The 18,427-nt window shown below is 71.6% G+C and carries 13 protein-coding genes; 3 read left to right on the forward strand and 10 right to left on the reverse strand.

Annotation, left to right across the window (positions count from 1 at the left end):
* Nucleotides 1–17: 17 nt before the first annotated feature.
* Together QSK25_RS03195 and QSK25_RS03200 are read left to right on the forward strand one after the other, a co-directional pair.
* Nucleotides 18–1,559 carry an aldehyde dehydrogenase family protein gene (locus tag QSK25_RS03195; RefSeq protein ID WP_285632266.1) on the forward strand — a complete coding sequence of 514 codons (1,542 nt, stop codon included), beginning with the start codon at nt 18–20 and terminating at the stop codon, nt 1,557–1,559.
* Nucleotides 1,556–2,542, forward strand: coding sequence for an acyl-CoA dehydrogenase family protein (locus tag QSK25_RS03200; RefSeq protein ID WP_285632269.1), 987 nt, complete (start codon nt 1,556–1,558; stop codon nt 2,540–2,542). The genes QSK25_RS03195 and QSK25_RS03200 overlap by 4 nt, the downstream gene beginning before the upstream one ends.
* Here the strand turns inward: QSK25_RS03200 and QSK25_RS03205 are convergent.
* The 9 genes from QSK25_RS03205 to QSK25_RS03245 form a co-directional block, all read right to left on the reverse strand.
* Nucleotides 2,528–4,024: a thiopeptide-type bacteriocin biosynthesis protein gene (locus QSK25_RS03205; protein ID WP_285632272.1), complete on the reverse strand. Its 1,497-nt coding sequence runs from the start codon at nt 4,022–4,024 to the stop codon at nt 2,528–2,530. The two genes, QSK25_RS03200 and QSK25_RS03205, sit on opposite strands and share 15 nt — an antisense overlap.
* Nucleotides 4,025–4,036: 12 nt before the next feature.
* Nucleotides 4,037–5,563, reverse strand: coding sequence for a YcaO-like family protein (locus tag QSK25_RS03210; RefSeq protein ID WP_285632275.1), 1,527 nt, complete (start codon nt 5,561–5,563; stop codon nt 4,037–4,039).
* Nucleotides 5,560–7,200, reverse strand: a complete 1,641-nt coding sequence (locus tag QSK25_RS03215) for a hypothetical protein (protein WP_285632278.1) — start codon at nt 7,198–7,200, stop codon at nt 5,560–5,562. Before QSK25_RS03215 ends, QSK25_RS03210 begins: the two co-directional genes overlap by 4 nt.
* Entirely contained in the window at nt 7,197–8,276 is a 1,080-nt protein-coding gene (locus QSK25_RS03220) for a hypothetical protein (protein ID WP_285632281.1), read from the reverse strand. The genes QSK25_RS03215 and QSK25_RS03220 overlap by 4 nt, the downstream gene beginning before the upstream one ends.
* Nucleotides 8,273–10,648, reverse strand: a complete 2,376-nt coding sequence (locus QSK25_RS03225) for a lantibiotic dehydratase (protein WP_285632283.1) — start codon at nt 10,646–10,648, stop codon at nt 8,273–8,275. The genes QSK25_RS03220 and QSK25_RS03225 overlap by 4 nt, the downstream gene beginning before the upstream one ends.
* 38 nt (nt 10,649–10,686) lie before the next feature.
* Nucleotides 10,687–10,866 (reverse strand): thiazolylpeptide-type bacteriocin, encoded by a 180-nt coding sequence (locus QSK25_RS03230; RefSeq protein WP_266040363.1) that lies wholly within the window; start codon nt 10,864–10,866, stop codon nt 10,687–10,689.
* Nucleotides 10,867–10,973: 107 nt separating this feature from the next.
* Nucleotides 10,974–13,658 carry an AfsR/SARP family transcriptional regulator gene (locus tag QSK25_RS03235; RefSeq protein WP_285632300.1) on the reverse strand — a complete coding sequence of 895 codons (2,685 nt, stop codon included), beginning with the start codon at nt 13,656–13,658 and terminating at the stop codon, nt 10,974–10,976.
* Nucleotides 13,659–13,959: 301 nt separating this feature from the next.
* Nucleotides 13,960–14,583, reverse strand: a complete 624-nt coding sequence (locus QSK25_RS03240) for a TetR/AcrR family transcriptional regulator (RefSeq protein ID WP_285632311.1) — start codon at nt 14,581–14,583, stop codon at nt 13,960–13,962.
* Between the two features lie 4 nt (nt 14,584–14,587).
* A complete protein-coding gene (locus QSK25_RS03245; protein WP_285632321.1) occupies nt 14,588–16,918 on the reverse strand; it encodes a glycoside hydrolase family 3 protein in 2,331 nt (776 codons plus the stop codon).
* Between the two features lie 135 nt (nt 16,919–17,053).
* Between QSK25_RS03245 and QSK25_RS03250 the strand changes: the two genes are divergently transcribed.
* The gene (locus tag QSK25_RS03250; RefSeq protein ID WP_285632334.1) at nt 17,054–17,761 is read left to right on the forward strand and encodes an AfsR/SARP family transcriptional regulator; all 708 of its coding nucleotides are present in this window, start codon (nt 17,054–17,056) and stop codon (nt 17,759–17,761) included.
* Nucleotides 17,762–17,920: 159 nt separating this feature from the next.
* Here the strand turns inward: QSK25_RS03250 and QSK25_RS03255 are convergent, their stop codons facing one another.
* Nucleotides 17,921–18,403, reverse strand: coding sequence for a hypothetical protein (locus QSK25_RS03255; RefSeq protein ID WP_285632339.1), 483 nt, complete (start codon nt 18,401–18,403; stop codon nt 17,921–17,923).
* Nucleotides 18,404–18,427: the final 24 nt, after the last annotated feature.

Below are 18,427 nucleotides of genomic sequence, written 5' to 3' on the forward strand. Positions count from 1 at the left end.
CACTGGAGGGCGCTCCGATGTCGTTGATCCTCAAGCCCGGGACCTCCTGGAACGACGTGTACTCGCGGTGCGTGTCCGTCGCACCGGAGGCGTTCCACGAAGACCGGCTGCTCAACCACTTCGGCGGCGAGTGGAGTCGTTCCGGCGAACCGATGCCCGCCACCAGCCCCGTCGACGGCTCCACCACCGCGGGCCCGCCGTTCCTCGACTTCGACGTCGCGGGACGGGCGGTCGTCGCGGCCGTCGACCAGCACCTCGAGTGGCGCAACGTCACCCTGGCCGAGCGCAAGGCCAGGGTGACCGAAGCCCTCGCCGCCCTCACCGAGCACCGCGACCTGTTGTCGTTGCTGCTGGTGTGGGAGATCGGCAAGCCGTGGCGGCTCGCCACGGCGGACGTCGACCGGTGCGTCGAGGGGGTGCGCTGGTACGTCGAGGAGATCGACTCGATGCTGGCCGGCCGGACGCCGTTGAACGGCCCGGTCAGCAACATCGCGTCGTGGAACTACCCGATGAGCGTGCTGATGCACGCGATGCTGGTGCAGGCGCTGGCGGGCAACGCCGTCATCGCCAAGGCGCCGACCGACGGCGGCGTGAGCTGCCTGACTTTGGCCACCGCGCTCGCTGTTCGTGCGGGGCTGCCGTTGACGCTCGTGTCCGGCAGCGGGTCGGAACTCGCGCCGGTGCTGGTCGGGTCGTCGTTCCTGGGTTGTGTGTCCTTCGTGGGCGGTCGTGACGTCGGCAGCGCCATCGCGGCGCGCCTGGTCGACTCGAACCGCCGGCACGTCCTGGAGCAGGAGGGCCTGAACTGCTGGGGGGTCTGGGAGACCGACTCCTGGGACATGCTCGGCACGCAGATCCGCAAGGCGTTCGACTACGGCAAGCAGCGGTGCACCGCCTATCCGCGGTACGTCGTGCAGCGGTCGTTGTTCGACAAGTTCCTCAGCGTCTACCTGCCCGCGGTGCGGGACGTGAAGTTCGGGCACCCGCTCGCCGTCGCCTCGCCCGATGACGAGCTGCCCTCGCTGGACTTCGGGCCGTTGATCAACGACGCGAAGGCCAAGGAGCTGGGGGACGTCGTCGCGGAGGCCGTGCGGGCGGGCGGCGTGCCGTTGTACCGGGGAACGCTGGAAGGCGGCCACTTCCTGCCGGGCCAGCAGACCGCCGCGTACCTGGCGCCGGTGGCGATCCTCGACCCGCCGCGGTCGTCGCCGTTGCACCACGCGGAGCCGTTCGGGCCGGTCGACACGATCGTCCTGGTCGACACCGAGGCCGAGTTGCTGGCCGCGATGAACGCCTCGAACGGTGCCCTGGTGGCGTCGCTGGCCTGTGACGACGAGGCCACGGCTCGCCGGTTGAGCGAGGACGTCCAGGCGTTCAAGGTCGGCATCAACAAGCCCCGTTCGCGGGGTGACCGGGACGAGGTGTTCGGCGGTCGCGGTGCTTCGTGGCGCGGGGCGTTCGTCGGCGGTTCGTTGCTGGTGCACGCCGTGACGGAGGGGCCGCCCGACGAACGGCCGTACGGCAACTTCCCCTCCTATTCGCTCTACCCGCCCACGTGACCTACCGGGCGGACCTGCTCCGCATCGTGCAGACCGTGGTGGCGCCGAACGCCGCGGAGGTCGATCAGCACTCCAGGTTCCCGCGCGCGGCGTTGAACGCGTTGGGTGCCAAGGGGTTGCTGGGCATGACGATCTCCCGGACGGTCGGCGGGGGAGGCCAGGACGTGCGCTCGGCCGGCCGGGTGGTCGAGCAGGTCGCCAGGGTGTGTGCCGCGACCGCTTCCGTGTTGCGGTCGCACTACTCGGCGGCGGCGGTGCTCGACCGGTCCGGGCCGCACTGGTTGCGGGCCGAGATCGCGGCGGGCCGGCACCTGTCGACACTGGCGGCCTTCGGTTCGGCCGGCGAGGCGTCGTCGCACGGTGACGTGGTGCAGGTGCGGGCGCGCAAGAACTGGGTGATCGCGGCCGGGGAGGCGGACAGCTACGTCTGGTCGTGCGGCACGGGTCTGTGGCTCGTGCCCGCCGAGGCACCGGGGTTGCTGGTACCCGCCGACCACGCCGGGATGGGACTGCGGGGGACCGTCGCCACGTGCGTGCGGGCGGATCCCGTGCGGGTACCGGCGTCGAACCGGCTCTGGTCCGAGGAACTGGCGTTCCCTTGGTTCATGGTGCTCGGGGCGGCGGTGTCGCTCGGCCTGATGGAGGGGGCGCTGGCGGCGGCGATCGGGGTGCTGGGTCGTTACGATCCGCGGACGCGCCCGGACCTGGCCCGGATGCGGTTGCGGACCGACTCGGTCAGGGTGCTGTACAACGACACCCTGTCCGCGGTGACCTGGCACCCGGACCGGTCCGCGGACCGCGTGCGGCTGCTGGCGGTCACCGCGACCGAGGCCGCCGTGGCCGTCACGGACCTGGCGATAAAGGTGTGCGGGGACGCGGCTTTCCGCCGTGACCTCGGCATCGAACGCCGGTTCCGGGACGCGCGGGCGGCGGCCGCGATCGAGCCGGCCGTCGACGTGCTGCTGGACTCAGTCGAGATCTGAGGCCAGCGGCAGGAAGTAGACGAGTGCGTCGTCCACGCCGTCGAGCCCGATGACGTCGTGGGCGATGTCGTCGTAGAACCCGCCGACCAGTCCCGTCCTGATGCCGAGGTTCGCGGCCGTGACGGTGAGGTTCTGCGCCAGGTGCCCGGCCTCGGTGAACGCGAACCGCAGCGCCCTCAGGCCGTAGGTCTGGCGGAGGCTGCCGAGCCTGATGTAGAGGGCGAGGACGGCGGGGGTGCCGGCGAGTTCCGTGGTGCCGGGGCCGAACCACATCGACGTCGCTTCGAGGTCCTCGACGGACGGTGCCTCGCCGAACCAGGTGAGCGCGCGTTCGACCTCGTTGACCTCGTAACGGCCCCGGCGCAGGCCGTCGACGTTGAGTGCGATGAGCCTGATCCTGGCGCAGTACTGGGCTCCGGCGCTCGGGTACGGCCACCTGCCGTCCTTGGGGGACATGGCGTTCCAGAGCAGGGTGCCGAGCTGTTCCGCGGTCAGGTCACCGGTCAGGTCGCGGCTGGTCCTCCTCGCCCTGAGCGTGTCGGTGTCCACTGTGGAGGGCAGGGCGGTGGTGGCGGGCCAGGACTGCCTCGGTGCGGCCGCCCTGCGGGGGAGCTGGTCGGTGAATCCCGGCAGGAACTTGCTCGCCTCCAGGTAACGGCGGTCCGGTGCGGTCTCGCCGTCGTCGTGGAAGTCGGTGAGCCCGGTGGGGGACAGGGCGGCGGCCGCGGTGGTCCAGCAGATCATGCGCTCTTCGTTGGGGGTGATGCCCATGCGGTTGAGCAGCATGTGCAGCTGGGACGCCCAGACGTACGGCAGCCAGGTCTCCAGCTTCCCGCTCGCCTCGTTGATCGTGGCGCGCCAGTGGGCGATCGCGCCGCGCGGGTCGCGGTGCCATCGGGCGGCGAGGTCGCGGCCGCGCTTGGCGAGGAGCTGGTTCGCGGCGTGCTGCGATCCGATGGTGGGGGCCGGTGCCTGCTCCTGGACGTTGCGCCAGCCGGAACCGAGGCTGCGCAACCACCCCGCGGCCTGGGGCAGGGTGAGGTCGAGCGCCCTGGCCGTGGCGATGGTGAGGTCGATGGCGGCCGTCAGCCGTGCGCTGTCGGTGTGGGTGGCCTTCAGAACGGCGATCGCCACCTGCGTGCTGTGGCAGAACACCTCCTCGGCGATCGGGAGCGCTCGGGGTCCGCCGTACCGTTCGGTCTCCGGGACGTACTCGACCTCTCGCACGTCGCCGTGGGGGAGCCAGCCGGGTTCGTCCTCGGCTTGCTCGAAGGCCTGGTCGGCGATGAGCTTCTCGAGCGTTTCCCGCAGCTGTTCGGTGTCGGCGTTTCTGAAGCGGACGCGCAGGTGCGGGCCGGTCTCCCAGTAGCGCAGGAAGTACCACTCGTGGCCCGCCATCGCGGGGGCGAGCGACTCGGCGATGAAGGTGTCGAGGTCCGCGCGGTTCCAGTTCACCCTGCAGTGCAGGCCGGTCCAGGTCACAGCTTTCCCTCCTCAGGGGAACGGATGGGGGTGCGTCTGCCTGAGGACGAGCCGGGGAAGCCCCTTGGTCCTGCGGTGGCCGAACGTCATGGGCAGCGCGCCGGGCACGACGACCTTGGCCGCGTGCAGGCCGAGCGTGTTCACCGTGTGCGGGTCCGACTGGTCGACGGCGATCACCTCGAGTTTCATCGCTGCGACGTGGTGTGCGAGCAGGTGCTTGAGGTCGGTGTGGGTTCTTCGGTCGTCGAGGTGTCGAGGTGCTTCGTCGCCGACGAGGAACGCGTACCGCTCCTTCGCCTCTTCGAGGGTGTTGACCGCGACGTGGTCGTCCATCGACCTGACCAGGTCCGGGTTCGCGAGCAGGGCCTTCAGGCGTTCCGGTTCGTAGTCCTCCGGCTTGGACCTCACCCGGTCGGCGAAGCCCTCGACGTCCACCGCCACCTCGACCGCGGCCGACCGCATGGCCCTGACGGGGTCGGGGCTGGCGCCCGCCGCGAAGAACGCCTGCGGCAGCCCGGGATGTCTCGCCCTGGCCAGCGTCATGACCGCCGGGATCTTCAGGTCGTTGGTGGCGTTGAGGAAGAGGAGTTCGTAGCCGAGTTCTTCGAGCCTGTCGGTGAGGTGGTGCAGCAACGGGTCGTCCGGCAGCTTGATCCTCCTCAGCGGCGTCCTGCCGTACCAGGCCATCAGGAACGCGTCCCGTTCCGCGACCTCGAACAGACCGTGCAGCACCGCTTCCGTCAGGCTGTTGCCGAGGCCGCACCCGTTCGACGTCTCGTGCACGAACCTCTCACCCGGCACGCCCCAGTACGCGATCTGCTCCGGCACCAGGACCTTCCTGCTCCTCGTGTACGACCAGCCCTCGACCCAGCGCATCTTCAGGCTCGGGTCGTAGGTGTCGGTCTCGTCGTCGAGGCCGAGTGTTCGCGGGTCGACCGCTTGTGCCGGCCCGAGTTCGTCGAACGAGGCTTCCGTCGCTGCTGTCGTGCGGGGCCGCATGCCGTTGAGGCGTTCGACCAGCTCGAAGATCGCCGTCCGTTCCGCCTCCTCGAACGACGTCGTGCGCCCGTAGCCGACCGTGTGCGCGTCCAGTTCCGCCGTGACCGTGGCCAACGGCAGGTGCCCGGTCTTGAACAGCGCCGTCACCGGTCCGTGCCGGAAGTCGACCAAGGCTTCTTTCAGCGCCTTGGCGGTGGTCCTCGGGTTGGGCACGCGGAGCTCACCGTTGGGCGTCGCCGTGTCCTCGGTGCTGTCCTGCACCGGTTCGCAACACGTGCCCGGCTTGAGCCGATGCGTGGACACCAGCCCGAGGTCGCTCCGAATCGCGGTGACCGTGCTGGTCCGGTGGTGCTGGAGTTCCGCTATCAGCGGTGCGAACGCGGGTGCCGTGATCCCCTTGAGGTCGAGCGTTTGCCTTGGTGCCTGGGCGAGCCGCGCGTTCTCGGCACACCTCGTGCAGACGTCTGCGGTGGGACCGACGAGCGTCAGCGCGCCGTCCGCCCGGACGACCGGCGGGTCCTGGGACGTGTAATTGATCATCGGTACGCCCTGAGGCCGGCGGCTCGGAGTTCGGGGTCGAGTTCCACGGGGTGGATGTCGACGCCCGGCAGGTTCGCGATCGCCTGCTGGAGTTGCTCTTCGTGGTCTCGGACGTGTGCGGGCCAATGCCACTGCTTCGTGACCCACGCGGGGTTCTCGGTGACTTTCGCGGGTGCGGCCCCGTTGAGGTGCGCGGTCCCGGTGCGTCCGGCCTGCGCGTGTCCGGTGGCGGCGAGCGCGGCGAACGCCACCGCGTCCGCAGCCGTCGCTTCGACCGCCCACGCGAGGACCCCGTGCTTGTCCCGGACCTCCGCCTTGTGGACGCCGTCCGCGAGCCGCTCGACCCTGACCACCGCGGGCACCCCGAACCGCGCGGTCAACGCCTTCCACCACCGGTGAGCGGTGGGATCGCCGGTCCACCCCGCGGGGTCCGCGGGCTCGCCCCGGAGGTGCCGTGCCTTGCGGCGCAACGCGGCCCCGCGCGCGTGGACGTCGTCGATGCCGATGACGCCGTCGACCTTGAGGGCGTTGAGGGCGGCGTTCACCCGTGCGGCGTCGGCCGTGGTGCCGATGCCCAGCGCCGTGCCGGAGGTGGCGAGGTTGGCCGGGACCTGGGGGAGCGCGCCGAACTCCGGGGTGTCGACGGGGCCGAGTTCGGTGTCGGTCAGGGCGTCGAGGGCCCGCCACGGGTCCGCGGGCGGCGGGCCCTGCAGGACCGGGTGGTAGGTGGCGGTGAGCGGGGAGGCGTGCGCGACCAACGCCATCGGGTGGACGGCTTCGGGGGTGGGGTCGGGTAGGCCGGCGACGGCGCAGACGAGGCGGTGCACGGCGGCGGATCCGATCAGGGTCGGCAGGATCCCGGCCGGTTCACCGGTGAGGCCGATCCTGGCGCGGATTCGCATAGTGACTTCAGTGTTGAATGAAGGAGATGTCTCGGTGGTGGGTGGCAGGACGTAGCCGACCTCCGTGCCGCACTCCGCCACGACGGTGAGACCGGCGGCGGAAAGGAAGAGTTCGCCGGGGGAGTCGCAGAGGTCGGTGGCAGGGAGGGGGAAGCCGCCGGCCGAGTGGCAGAGGTCGCTGGTGGGGAGGGAGAAGCCGCCGGCCGAGGCGGGTTCCGCCTTCCACCGCGTCCCCGCGGCCTGCTGGACGTCCACGCTCTTCGAGGCCGCCGAGCCCGCGAACTCCGTTGCTTCCGCGACTGCCAGCCCCACCGCCTCTGCCGCCCGCCTCGCCGCGTCCGCCAGCACCTCGTTGCCCGCCACCACCACCGTGACCCCGCGCAACCGTCCCCAAGCGGCCACCGGCTCCACCGCCGCCGACTCCAGCCAGGCCGCCACCTCGGGTGAAGGTGCGTCCGCACCCCAGCCGGGCGTCTCCACGAGCATGTCGTGCTCCCACAACTGCTCCACGATCAACGTCACCGCCGCCCGCACCCCGGGTGCCGCGTCGGCCGGCGCCTCCAGGTCGGCCCGCGGCACCCCGTCGACGAGCTGGGGTGCGAGGCGTTGCCACACCTTCCACAGGCCGCGGCCACCGGAGAGCGTGCAGCTCGACGTCCAGCCCCGCAGGTGCAGGCCGTCGGGGGTCGGGGTGGCCTGGACGACCGGGCGCAGCCGCACGAGCACGGGCGTCACCCCGTCTTCCTGAGTGCGGCGAACTGGTCGGACCAGGTGGTGCCGAGGACCTGTTGGGCCGCCTGGGACAGGAGGTGGGCCGCCGCGTAGCGCTCCATCGGCGTCACGTCGCAGAGGGCCAGCAGTTGGTAGAGGACGTTGGTGCCGAGCCGGTAGACGGTCATCGCGCGGGCCACGTCAGGCGCGGAGAGGTCCACCGTCCACATTGCTGTGTGGTAGTCGGTGAACTGGGTTCGTTCGCCGTAGTTGTAGCGGCGGATGGCGTCCGGATCGCCGACCTCGTAGGCGCGTTCGCCGTGGCGCGGGTTGGGGTCGGGGCTGAGGTCGCCCGCGTCGTAGCTCTCCTCTGCGGCGAGGCGGAGGGCGATGGTCCAGTTCTGCCAGGCCGCTTCCAGATGGGTGGTGGGGTGACCGAGGGCGACCCGGGAGACGACGGCGCAGGCGGTGGAAGCGTTTGCGGCCCAGATTTTGTCCAATCTGGACCGAACCGCGCCGTCGGGGTCGCTCGCCAGCAGGAAGTCTTCTACATGGGAGAGGAACGAGTGGTAGCCGTACTGGAGGCCGCCGGGGTAGCGGCCGGCGTGCACGGCCATCGCGGTCAGGGCCAGCAGCGGGCGGGAGACGCCGAGCGACGGGCGCAGGACCGGTACGCCCAGGCGGAGGCCGTGGGCGCGCAGAGCCACGTGGGCCGGTGGGAGGAACGCGGCGGCACGGGAGGTGTCGGTCGGTTCGACGCGCACCGAGTTGTTGGGGTGGAACGGGGTGAACGGCGGCAGCAGCAGTTCGGCCACGGCGGCGGACTCGGCGTGGGCCAGCAGTTCGGAAGCCGAAAGCTCCACGGCAGAAGGCGACGAAGCCAAGTAGGAACGCAGCTGTGCGGCTACCAGCAAGGCCGCTGAGGAACACGACGGGCCGGAGAGGACGACCCGCAGGTGCGGGCCGTGCAGCCAGTGGCGTTCGACGTGCCCGGCCACGTCCGGGAACGCCGAGGACGCTGCGGCCAGAGCGGGCAGGACCCCGTCGCGCAGGAGCGTTGCCTTGACGGGGTCGTGGTAGTAGCAGACGACGTCGGTCATCCGGCCCTCCGGTAGGTCTCCGCCACCACTTCGAGCACCTGGCCGGACGGCACGGGGAGCGCCTCGGTCAGGCGGACGTGCGGGCCGTAGCGGGGCACGAGGCGCGGGAGGCAGCGCAGGTGCAGGGCGTTCAGCAGGTCGACGTACTGCGGTTTCGGGCCGTTCACACGGGCCTCGAAGTCCTCGCGGGACGTGATCACCCCGCCCATGCCCGCGAACAGCGACGAGGGCAGGCCGAAACGCGCACGCAGAGCCGTGGCGCCCAGTACCGAACCGAACGCCTCGGCCAAAGCCGCAGCAGGGAAGTCCCAGTGACGGCGGCCCAGCACCACGTCGCGGTACCGCAGGCGCGAGGCCACCCGGACGTCACCCTCCAGCGACACCGGTTGCAACGGGGTGAGGTCTGCCGCGCCGCACGAGAGGTCGGTGTGCAGGGCGGCGGCGCGGTCCGGTAGGGAGATCGGCATCAGGTAGCCGAGGTACAGCACGTCGAGGAGCGCGCCGTTGTCGCGGCGGCGCAGGCGGAGTTCGTCGTTCTCCTGGTCGTGGAAGACCTCCAGCGCGTCGGGGGTGTGGTCGGCCCAGCGCGGGTCCTCGCCGACCTCCGCCCGGCCGAGCAGGGGGTGCAGGTTCGGGTTGAAGCCCTGCACCGGGCGGTACTCCAGGAAACCGCGCGGGAACACACCGTCCAAAGTGGCCCGGACGGTCGCGTACGCCTCGGGCGGCAGCAGGTCGAGGAACCGGCCAGGGAAACGGCCGAAGCCGTCGTAGACGTGGTTCACCACCAGGCCGTCGGGGGACGGCTGGGCGAAGAACGAGTAGGAGACGGGCCGGGTCTTCATCCACGAGGGCAGCAGGTCCGCGGCGGCGTCCACGACCTCGTCGGTGATCACGCCGTCCTGCACCAGGTCCGCCACCTGGGCCCGGCTCGCGCCCAGGCCGCCGGTCGGCGCGCCGGACATCGCCTCGTGCATCAACGGCGCGCACTCGGCGAGCCGGGCGGTACCGCCGCGCCCGAACGCCGACACGAAGAGGTCCCGTGAGTGGCGGCGGATCGCGAGGTGCCGGTCGAACAGCATCAGCAACGGCGTCAGACCGGCCAGCTGCCGCGCCCCGTCGTACCCGTGCGACCGGCCGAGCCGCACCGGTTGCGGCAGCACGACGTCCTCGCTCAACGGCGTGACGTCCCCCAGTTCGACGCCGACGAGCGACCCCAGCGACTCCCACGCGGAGAACAACGCGGCCAGTGCGGCAGGTCGGGCGGAAGCCTCCAGCGAAGCGAACTCCACCGTGTCGCGGAAAACGGACGACAACTGATCGGCCAACGCCGGACGCCCGGTGTCGCGCAACCACGACGCCAGCGCGGGACAAGCCGCCGGGTCCTGCGGATCGACCGGCAGCACGGGCACCAGGAGCTTGATGTCCAGCAGCAACGCGACGTAGTGCTGCGCGCGGTCGGACTCGCCGTCGGGCAACCGGGTCGCCAGCGCGCTGGCGAGCTCGGCCGGGCTGATCCCCTTGGGATTCGCGCCGGTCAGCCCGACCAGGAACTGCAGCGGCGCGCTCGACGCCAGTTCGACGTCCTCCTGGATGCCGACGTACGCGCGCAACGGCCCACGAGCGGGCACATCGCGGCGGAACTTCACCTGCCCGCCCTCGAAGTGCACGTCGGGCGCGAGCCGGTGCGGGTGGTCGAAGAGCTGCGCGCGGTCCGCCAGCAGCGCCGCGATCAGCCGCGACAGCAACACCTGGTTCACCCGCGTCACCGCGACCGGCGTCCCGAAGTCGGGCTCCGGCGCGTCGGGCGACCACGTGCCCCAGCCGACCGCCGCGTACCAGGACAGGGGACTGGTCTTGGACGTCGCGCGCAGGGCGTAGCGCAGCACCGTCGGCTCTGCCTTGCGGGCACGCTTGTCGGCGGAACCGGCGCGCGCGAGCCCCTGCCAGAGGTCACGGCCGCTGAACACGGCGGCCTTGCGCACGGACTCGTCACCGCACACGGAAGCGAGCACGGCGCGTTCGGCGTCGAGCGCCTCGGGCAGCAGCCGCTCGACCTCGGCCGCGGCCGCCGCCCGCGAGTCCATCGCGGACAGCCAGGAGCCGAGCAGGGGAAGCCGCGAGACCAGCTCGGCGGCCTGGGCACGGAGAGCCGGGCGCGGCATCCGTCCGTTGTGGACGTCGCGGCGCAACGGCAGCACGACTGCGCGGTGGTAGGCGTCGGGGTGCGTGCCGGCGCTGTCGTGCAACAGGTCCGACAGCGGACCCGTCAGCGACAGCAGCGTGGCTTCGAGCGCCGCCAACGTCTCCACCGCCCGCCGGAACGGCGCTGCCGTCGCAGCGCCGTCCAGGTGCGGCAGGGCCGCCAGGCGCACGAGTGCGTATGGCGCTGTTTCTCCCTGCGCGCGTTCGCTCATGCGTTCTGGGCGGGAAGCTGGGGCTGGGTGCAGCTGCTGCACGACGAGCTGCCGCACGAGCACGACGAGGCACCTCCGGAGGCACCGGACTCCGGCAACGCGACCGAGTCGCGCAGGGAGGTGACCGCGAGGTCGCCGAGCTCCAGGTCGTCAGGGTCGAAAGAGAGATCCTTCATGCCGTGTCCTCACGTCTTCAGTTGTTGTCACCAAGCCCCAGAAGGGCAGTGACCTCAGGCTGGAGAAGCGCGATACGGCACGGATCGCGCTTTGCTTGATCGGCCGGTCAAAGCCGGGCGCGGACCTCTTCGGCCTTGGGCTCGCCCAGTTCCTCGAACACGGTCGCGGACTCCAGCCAGCACTTCTCCGCGCCCCGCCGGTCACCGAGCCCGTCGAGCGCGAGCCCGAGGTTGTCGAGCGACTCGGCCTGCCCGTACAGGTCGCCGATCGCGCGGAACGTCTCCAGCGCCCGTTCGACGTACGCGACGGCCTGCGGGAAGTCGAGCAGTCCCCGGTACACCTCGCCGACGTTGTTGAGCAGGATCCCCTCGCTGTACGGGTCCTTGACCTCCTGCCGGATCTCCAACGCCCGCAGGTACCGCGCCAGGGCCATGTCGAACCGGCCGGCGTTCGCGTGCATCAACCCGATGTTGTTCAGCAGCACGGCCGCCGTGTGCAGATCACCGAGTTCGCTCGCGATCTCCGCCGACTGCTCGAAGCACGCCAGCGCCTCCTCGGACCGGCCCTCCGCCATGTGGACGATGCCGATGTTGTTCAACGTCGGTACCTGGCGCGACCTGTCCCCGGTGGCGCGGAAGATCGCGAGCGCCTGCTGGTGGCAGTCGATCGCCTCGTCGTGCCGCCGCACCTCGCGCAACGCGATGCCGAGCGTGATCAGCATCCTGCCCTCGGCCGACCGGTCACCGGCCGAGCGCGCGGCCGCCAGCGCGACGCCGTGCGTGTCGAGCCAGTCCGCCCAGTGCTTGCGCAGGTTGAAGAAGTCCCACAGGCATTGAGCGAGGCTCCACGAGTGCTCCGGCAGGTCGTGTTCGGCGGCGTCGCGGACCGCGGCCACGAGGTTCGCGCGTTCGGTGTCGCACCACAGCAGGGCCGCGTCCCGGTCGGCGAACGACCTGGGGTGCACGGCCGGGTCCGCGGGGCTGATCTCCAGCTGTCGCTGGGGGTTGAGCTGCTGCGCGCTGCGCCACGACGTGTGCACGTACCAGTCGAGGACGCGACGCCGGGCCAGCGTCCGCGCGGGCGGTGGTTCGGCGGCCGTCACCTGCTCGACGGCGTAGGCGCGCAACAGGTCGTGCAGGCCGTAGCGGTCCGGGGTGTGCTGCTGCACCAGGTGTTCGTCGAGCAGGGTCTCCAGCAGGTCGCCGGCCTCGTGCGCGGTCAGCCCGGCGAGGGCGGCGGCGGAGTCGGCGGTGACGTCCTCGCCGGGGTGGAGTCCGAGGAGGCGAAACAGACGCCTCTGGTTCTCCGGCAGCGCCTGGTACGAGAGGTCGAACACGCCCCGAGCACCGAGACCGCCTCCCCGCTCGAGCCGGTCCACGAGGTCCCGCATGGTCCACTGTGGACGACGGGCCAGTCGTTTCGCGGCCAGCGCCACGGCGATCGGCAGGTGGCCGCACAGCTCGGCGATCCGCTGCGCCGCCTCGCGGTCGGCCGCGACCCGGTCCTGCCCGGCGATCCGGGACAGCAGCGCCAGCGCCTCGGACGGCGTGAAAACGTCCAGGAACAGCGACCGCACCCCGTCGAGCCGCAACAGCGTGCGGCGGCTCGTGATCAGCACCACGCACGTCCCGCTGCCCGGCAGCAACGGCCGCACCTGGTCCTCGCCGGCGGCGTTGTCCAGCAGCACCAACGCCCGCTTGCCGGCCAGCCGGTCGCGGTAGAGCGCCGCGCGGTCGTCCAGCGACTCGGGGATCTGCCCGCCCGGCACGCCCAGCAGCCGCAGGAAGCTCTCCAGCACGGCGGACGGGTCGGCGGGCAGCTCGTCCGCGTCGAAACCGTGCAGATCGGCCCACAGTTGCACATCCGGGAAACGCTCGACGAGCCGGTGGGCCGCGCGGACGGCCAGCTTCGTCTTGCCGACCCCGGCCATGCCCTCGATCGCGGAGATCACGATCGTGGTCTCCGGTCCCGGATCGAGCAGCTTCTGCAGTTCGGACTCGCGCCCGGTGAACTCGGCGATGTCCATCGGCAGCTGCCGGTGCGCGCTCAGCGCCGCGGGCGACGGCACCCGGCTCTCCAGGATCACCTGCTGCAACTGGCGCAGCCGCGCGCCCGGCTCGACCCCGAGCTGCTCGACCATGTGCTTGCGGGCCGTCGCATAGGTTTCCAATGCCTCGCCCCGGCGTCCGGAGCGGTCCTGCGCGAGCATCAGCAACGCCCAGAGCTCCTCGCGCAGCGGGTGCAGCGCCGTCTCGCGGCGCAGGCGGTCGATCACGTCGTCGAACCGGCCGAGCTCCAGCGCCGCCTTCGCGAACCGCTCGACGGCCGTGAGCCTGCGCTCCTGGAGCCGGGTGAACTCCGCGCGCAGCAGCGGCCCCGCGTTGAGCTCGGCCGTCGGGACGCCGTGCCACTTGGAGAGCGCCTGCCCGAAGAGGTCGGCGGCCGCTTCGGGGTCCTTCTCGGTGAGAGCGTTCTCGCCGTCGCGCACCAACTGGTCGAACGCGTCGAGGTCCAGTTCGCCCGGCTGCACGACGAGCTGGTAGCCGTGGCCGGTCCTGGTGACCAGCCGGTCGCCGAGCACCTTGCGCAGCCCGGCGACGTACGTGCGCAGGTTCGACTCGGGCGCGACCGGCGGGGAGTCCCACACCGCGTCGGTCAGCTGGGCGAAGCTGACCGCTTCGTTGGCGTGCAACAACAGCATCGTGAGCACCGCGCGCTGCCGGGGTCCTCCCAGCTCCAGCAGTGTGCCCGTCCGCCGTACCGCCAGCGAGCCGAGCAGCAGGAACTCCACAGGTAGATCGCTCCTCGATGATCAGGATCCGGGTGCACCCCCATACTCGCGCACAATCTCGCGGTCTGTGCACGGCCTGGGCGAAATCTGTGCAGGGCCCCTGTCATCTTTGTGTCCAGATCCGGTACCTGCGCCGCCAGGCCCGACACCTGGGAATGGGGGTCGGCGCAGTTGCCGGGTTCGGTTCCCCCAAGAACCCGGCCGGCGTGTGAAAGTCACCGCGCACGTCGGCCACCTACCGCAAGACCGGTGGCCCGGACGGGTCCCCCAGACTGAACCGGGCCACCACCTTGCGTTTCGCTCAGCGACCCCAGCGTGCGCGCAGGGTTGCGACGAACACCTCGAACTCGGCCGTCATGGACACCTCGTCCGGCTCCAGCAACCACTGCTGTTGCAGCCCGTCGACCACCGCGATCGTGGTGCGGACGATCGCGGTGGTCGGCGCGCCCTGCGCGATCTCACCCTGCTGCTGACCTGTCCGCACGGCATCGGTCAGCCACCGCCTGAGGCCGCGGTAGTGCCGGTGGACCCACTGGTGGGCGGGATGGCCCGGTTCGGTCGCCTCGGCGGCGAGCCGCACGAACAGGCCCACCAGGTGCGGCCGGGTCGAGTTGCGGGCCACCAGGGCGGCCAGCGCGTCGAACGCCGCCCAGCCCAGCGGCGGGCCCGAGCCGCCGGCCAGGAAGTCGCCGTCCTGCCGGTCGCGTTCCTCCAGCACGGCGGTGAGCAGCGCCGCCTTGCTGGGGAAGTGGTGCAGCAGACCGGACTGCGAGAGCCCGGTCCTCGCCGCGACGGCCGCCACCGAAGTTCCTTTGAACCCTGTGAGCGCGAACAGTTCGGTAGCGACGGCCACGGCCTTCGCGCGTGACTCCTCGCCGGAGACGTCCCCGCGCGACCTGGCCCGATACCTCGGCGGGACGGACACCGCGTCACCTCACTCCACGATCAGCGGGCAGGGTGACGCGGACGTCGCCCAGGCCGCGCGCGATCAGCACATCGCCGGTGATCGGCTGCCAGCCACCGGACCACCGGCGCTGGGCGCGAGCGTCGCAGAGGACCTCGACCCGCACGGTCTCGCCGGGCCGGACGTGGACACCGGCGAACCCGATCAGCCGAACCGGCTCGTCCGACGGCCGCAGGTACACCTGCACGACCTCGCGCCCCGGCCGTGACCCCGTGTTGGTGACCTCGGCCGACACCGAGCCGATCACCCCGTCCGCGCCGGTCGCCGCAGCGTCGCCGTACTCCCAGGTCGTGTACCCGAGCCCGTGCCCGAACCAGAACAACGGATCCGTCGCACCCCGGTACCCGACGGCCGTCCCCTCCGAATAGGCCAGCTCGCCGTCGACCGGCACCAGCGGCACCACGTCGGCGTCGGCCCGCGGGAACGTGGTGACCAGGCGCCCGGCCGGTTCGATCTCGCCGAGCAGCGCCGCCGCCACCGCGTCCCCGGCCTCCTGCCCCGGCAACCCGGCCCACAGCACCGCGTCGACCTGCGCGAGCCACGGCATCAACACCGGCGTCGCGGCGTTCACCACCACGACCGTGCGCCGCGCGGCCGCCGCCACCGCCGCGACCAGCGCGTCCTGCTCGCCCGGCAACGCCAGCGTCGTCTTGTCGAAGCCCTCGGTCTCCTGCTCCTCGGTGAGCCCCACGACCACGACCGCCACGTCCGCCTCGCGCGCGGCCCGCACCGCGGCACCGATGGCGTCGGCGGGAGCGCGCGGCACGGGCTGGGTGATCAGGCCGGCCAGCGCGACCGCCCCGCGGACACGGGCCGTGATCCGGTCGCCGGGGGAGAGCAGCACCTCGGCCGTCCAGTGCGGCGGCTTGAGCAGCGCCTCCTCGACGATCCCGGCTCCCCTGGCCAGCACCGCGGCGTGCCGGCGTCCCGCCACGTCGATCGTCCACTCGCCGAACCCGCGCACGCCGATCAGCATCCGCGCCGGCTCGTCCAGCACGACCTCGCCGGACACCTCGATCGACGCGGCCCCCTGCGCCCAGCCGCCGTACGCGGCCAGTTCGGCGATCTCCATGTCCCGCGACGCCAGCACCTCGCCGTCGGCGTCGTACGTCGTGGCGCGGATGTCCTTCAGCACACCAGGTGCCGGCGCGGCGTACCGCAGCCGCACCTCGACACCGTCCACAACGGACAGCGATGAACCGAGTCGCGAGGTCAGGCCGTCGGCGATGCTGATCACGTGCGGTGGCCGCACCCCGGCCGATCCGCCGCCCTGGGCGACGGTCGCGACCGCGTGCCGTCCGACCAGAGCAACCGAAGACTCCTGCAACGGCAGCACACCGGAGTTCTTCAGCACGGTCATGCCGCCCGCCGCGAACCTCCGCAGCTGCTCCCGCCGCACCTCGCTGTCGGGGGCGGGCAGGTCCGCGGGCCACGAACGCTCAGCACCGAACGCGCCCGTCCGCGACGCCAGCAGCAGCAACCGGGCCACGTGGTCGTCGATGACGGACTCGGCGACCTCACCGGCCTGCACGGCCGCCACCAGCTTGTCCTCCCACGGCCCGCCGGGACCGGGCATCGCGAGGTCGAGGCCGCCGTTCGCGCTCGCCGCCGTCGACTTCGTGGCGAACCAGTCGGACATCAGCAGGCCGTCGAACCCCCACTCGCCCTTCAGCACGCCCTCGACCAGCTCGGTGTGCTCGGTGGCGGGCACGCCGTTGACGTTGTTGTAGGCCGCCATGATCGCCCACGGCGCGGAGTCCGCGACCACGATCTCGAACGGCAGCAGGTAGACCTCGCGCAACGTCTTCTCGTCGAGCACCATGCTCGCCGTGCGCCGCTCGGTCTCGGACTCGTTGGCCACGTAGTGCTTCGGTGTCGCCGCGATGCCCTTGTCCTGCAGGCCCCGCACGTACGCGGCCGCGATCACCCCCGTGAGCAGCGGGTCCTCGCTGTAGGCCTCGAACAGCCGGCCGCCGAGCGCCGTGCGGTGCAGGTTGATCGTCGGGCCCAGCACGACGTGGACCTGCTGTGCCGCCGCCTCGTCCGCCAGCACCTCGCCGACCTCGCGGGCGAGTGCGACGTCCCAGTGCTGGGCGAGCAACGTGGCGTTCGGCAGCACGCAGGCGATCGTGCCGCCGCGCAGTTCGGCACCGCGGACACCGGTCGGGCCGTCGGACAGCTTCAGCGACACCAGGCCGATCTCGGGCTCCGGGTGCAGCGCGAACAGCGCGGACCCGGTCAGCAGCCGGACCTTCCGCGCCAGGTCGAGACGTGCGATGGCCTTCTCGATGTCCATGGATCGAGCACACCAGAACCACCGACTGAGTGGTCGGTCGGTATATCCGCCTGTGACCTTTTGGTGATCGGGCGGTGATGTGACACCGCGCGGCACACCCGTGGCACGCCTTCAGTGGTGTCCAAGGGGAGGGGAATGGTGATGAAGGTCGAGGTGCGGCTGCTCGGGCCGCTCGAAGTCCGCGGCCCGAACGGCCCGGTGCACTTCACCGGCGCGCGGCGGCGTGCCGTGTTCGCGTTGCTGGCGTTGCGGACCGGGCGGCTCGTGTCGAGCTCGGCGCTGGTCGACGGCCTGTGGGGCGAGGACGTGCCGCCGACGGCGACCAAGACGTTGCAGGGGCACGTCGCGAAGGTCCGCCGGGCGCTCGAACTCGCGGGCGCCGACGGGGTCGTGCTGACCCGCGAACCCGGCTACCTGCTCGACGTCACGCAGGTCGTGGCCGACGTCGAGGAGTTCGACGAGCACCTGCGCCGCGGCAGGTACGCGGAGGCGTTGAGGCTGTACAGAGGTGAGCCGCTCGCGGACTGCCCGCTCGAGGGCTGGGCCGGGGCGGAGATCGTGCGGCTGCGCGAGGCGGTGGCGTTCGCGGAGGAGAACCACGCGGCGGCGCTGTGCGTGGCCGGCCGGCACGCGGAGGCGATCACGCAGCTCGAACGGCTCGTCGCGCTCTACCCGTTGCGGGAGTCGTTGTGGGAGCTGCTGATGGAGGCCCAGCACCGGGCGGGCCGCGCGGGTGACGCGCTGCGGACGTACCGGCGGGTGCGGGCGCTGCTGGTCGAGGAGTTCGGCATGGAACCCGGGATCGCGTTGCGCCGCAGGGAAGCCGCGGTTCTGGCCGGTTAGCAGGGGCGCCGCCGGCGGCGGGTCGGGCGGTGGCCGGCCCGGCGGCCCGTGTCGGGGGATGCGGGCCGCCGGGCCGGCGCCGTGGTCCGTGCTGGGGGACGAACCACGGCGCCTGCCTTCATCCGGGCGATGCCGCCCCCTCGGCGGCACCGATCGGCTTTAGAACGGGCTGTGCAGTTCCTTCGACTTGTACGTCTTGGTCGACGTGCGGGTGTCGAAGAGGCGGGCGCGGGCGTAGAGCTCGTCGCCGCCGTCCGAGTCCTCGTCCAGGGCGTTGTACGGGACCTGGATGTAGAACTGCGCGCTCAGCCCGTTGTCCGTCGCCCGGACCCAGGAGATCGGGATCCGGAACTCGGCGTTGTCGAACCAGTCGGCGCCCATCGCCCACGCGTCGACGGGGTCACCGGGCTGGTCGATGATGTTCTGCGCGTCCGCGCGGGACATCTTGGCGTCGAGGCCGACGCTCACGTCGTAGGTGTCGGAACCCACCTTGGTGATCGTGAAGCAGATGGTGTGGTTCGTGCCCGTCGAGCACGTCTGCTTCGCCTCGGCCGCCCCCGCCGTGACGGTCATGATGCCGAGGGCCGCGAGCCCCATCACGCCGAACCGCGTGAGGCGCTGCAGCACTCCTTGCTTGTCCATCGTTCTCCTTGTGCGGTGTGTGGC

It is taken from the genome of Lentzea sp. NBRC 102530, assembly GCF_030269365.1.
Classification (GTDB): domain Bacteria; phylum Actinomycetota; class Actinomycetes; order Mycobacteriales; family Pseudonocardiaceae; genus Lentzea.

Coding starts and splice junctions, on each gene's coding strand:
- QSK25_RS03195 (WP_285632266.1), top strand. CDS start 18: ATGTCGTTGATCCTCAAGCCCGGGACCTCCTGGAACGACGTGTACTCG.
- QSK25_RS03210 (WP_285632275.1), bottom strand. CDS start 5,563: ATGATCAATTACACGTCCCAGGACCCGCCGGTCGTCCGGGCGGACGGC.
- QSK25_RS03220 (WP_285632281.1), bottom strand. CDS start 8,276: ATGACCGACGTCGTCTGCTACTACCACGACCCCGTCAAGGCAACGCTC.
- QSK25_RS03230 (WP_266040363.1), bottom strand. CDS start 10,866: ATGAAGGATCTCTCTTTCGACCCTGACGACCTGGAGCTCGGCGACCTC.
- QSK25_RS03245 (WP_285632321.1), bottom strand. CDS start 16,918: ATGGACATCGAGAAGGCCATCGCACGTCTCGACCTGGCGCGGAAGGTC.
- QSK25_RS03250 (WP_285632334.1), top strand. CDS start 17,054: ATGGTGATGAAGGTCGAGGTGCGGCTGCTCGGGCCGCTCGAAGTCCGC.
- QSK25_RS03255 (WP_285632339.1), bottom strand. CDS start 18,403: ATGGACAAGCAAGGAGTGCTGCAGCGCCTCACGCGGTTCGGCGTGATG.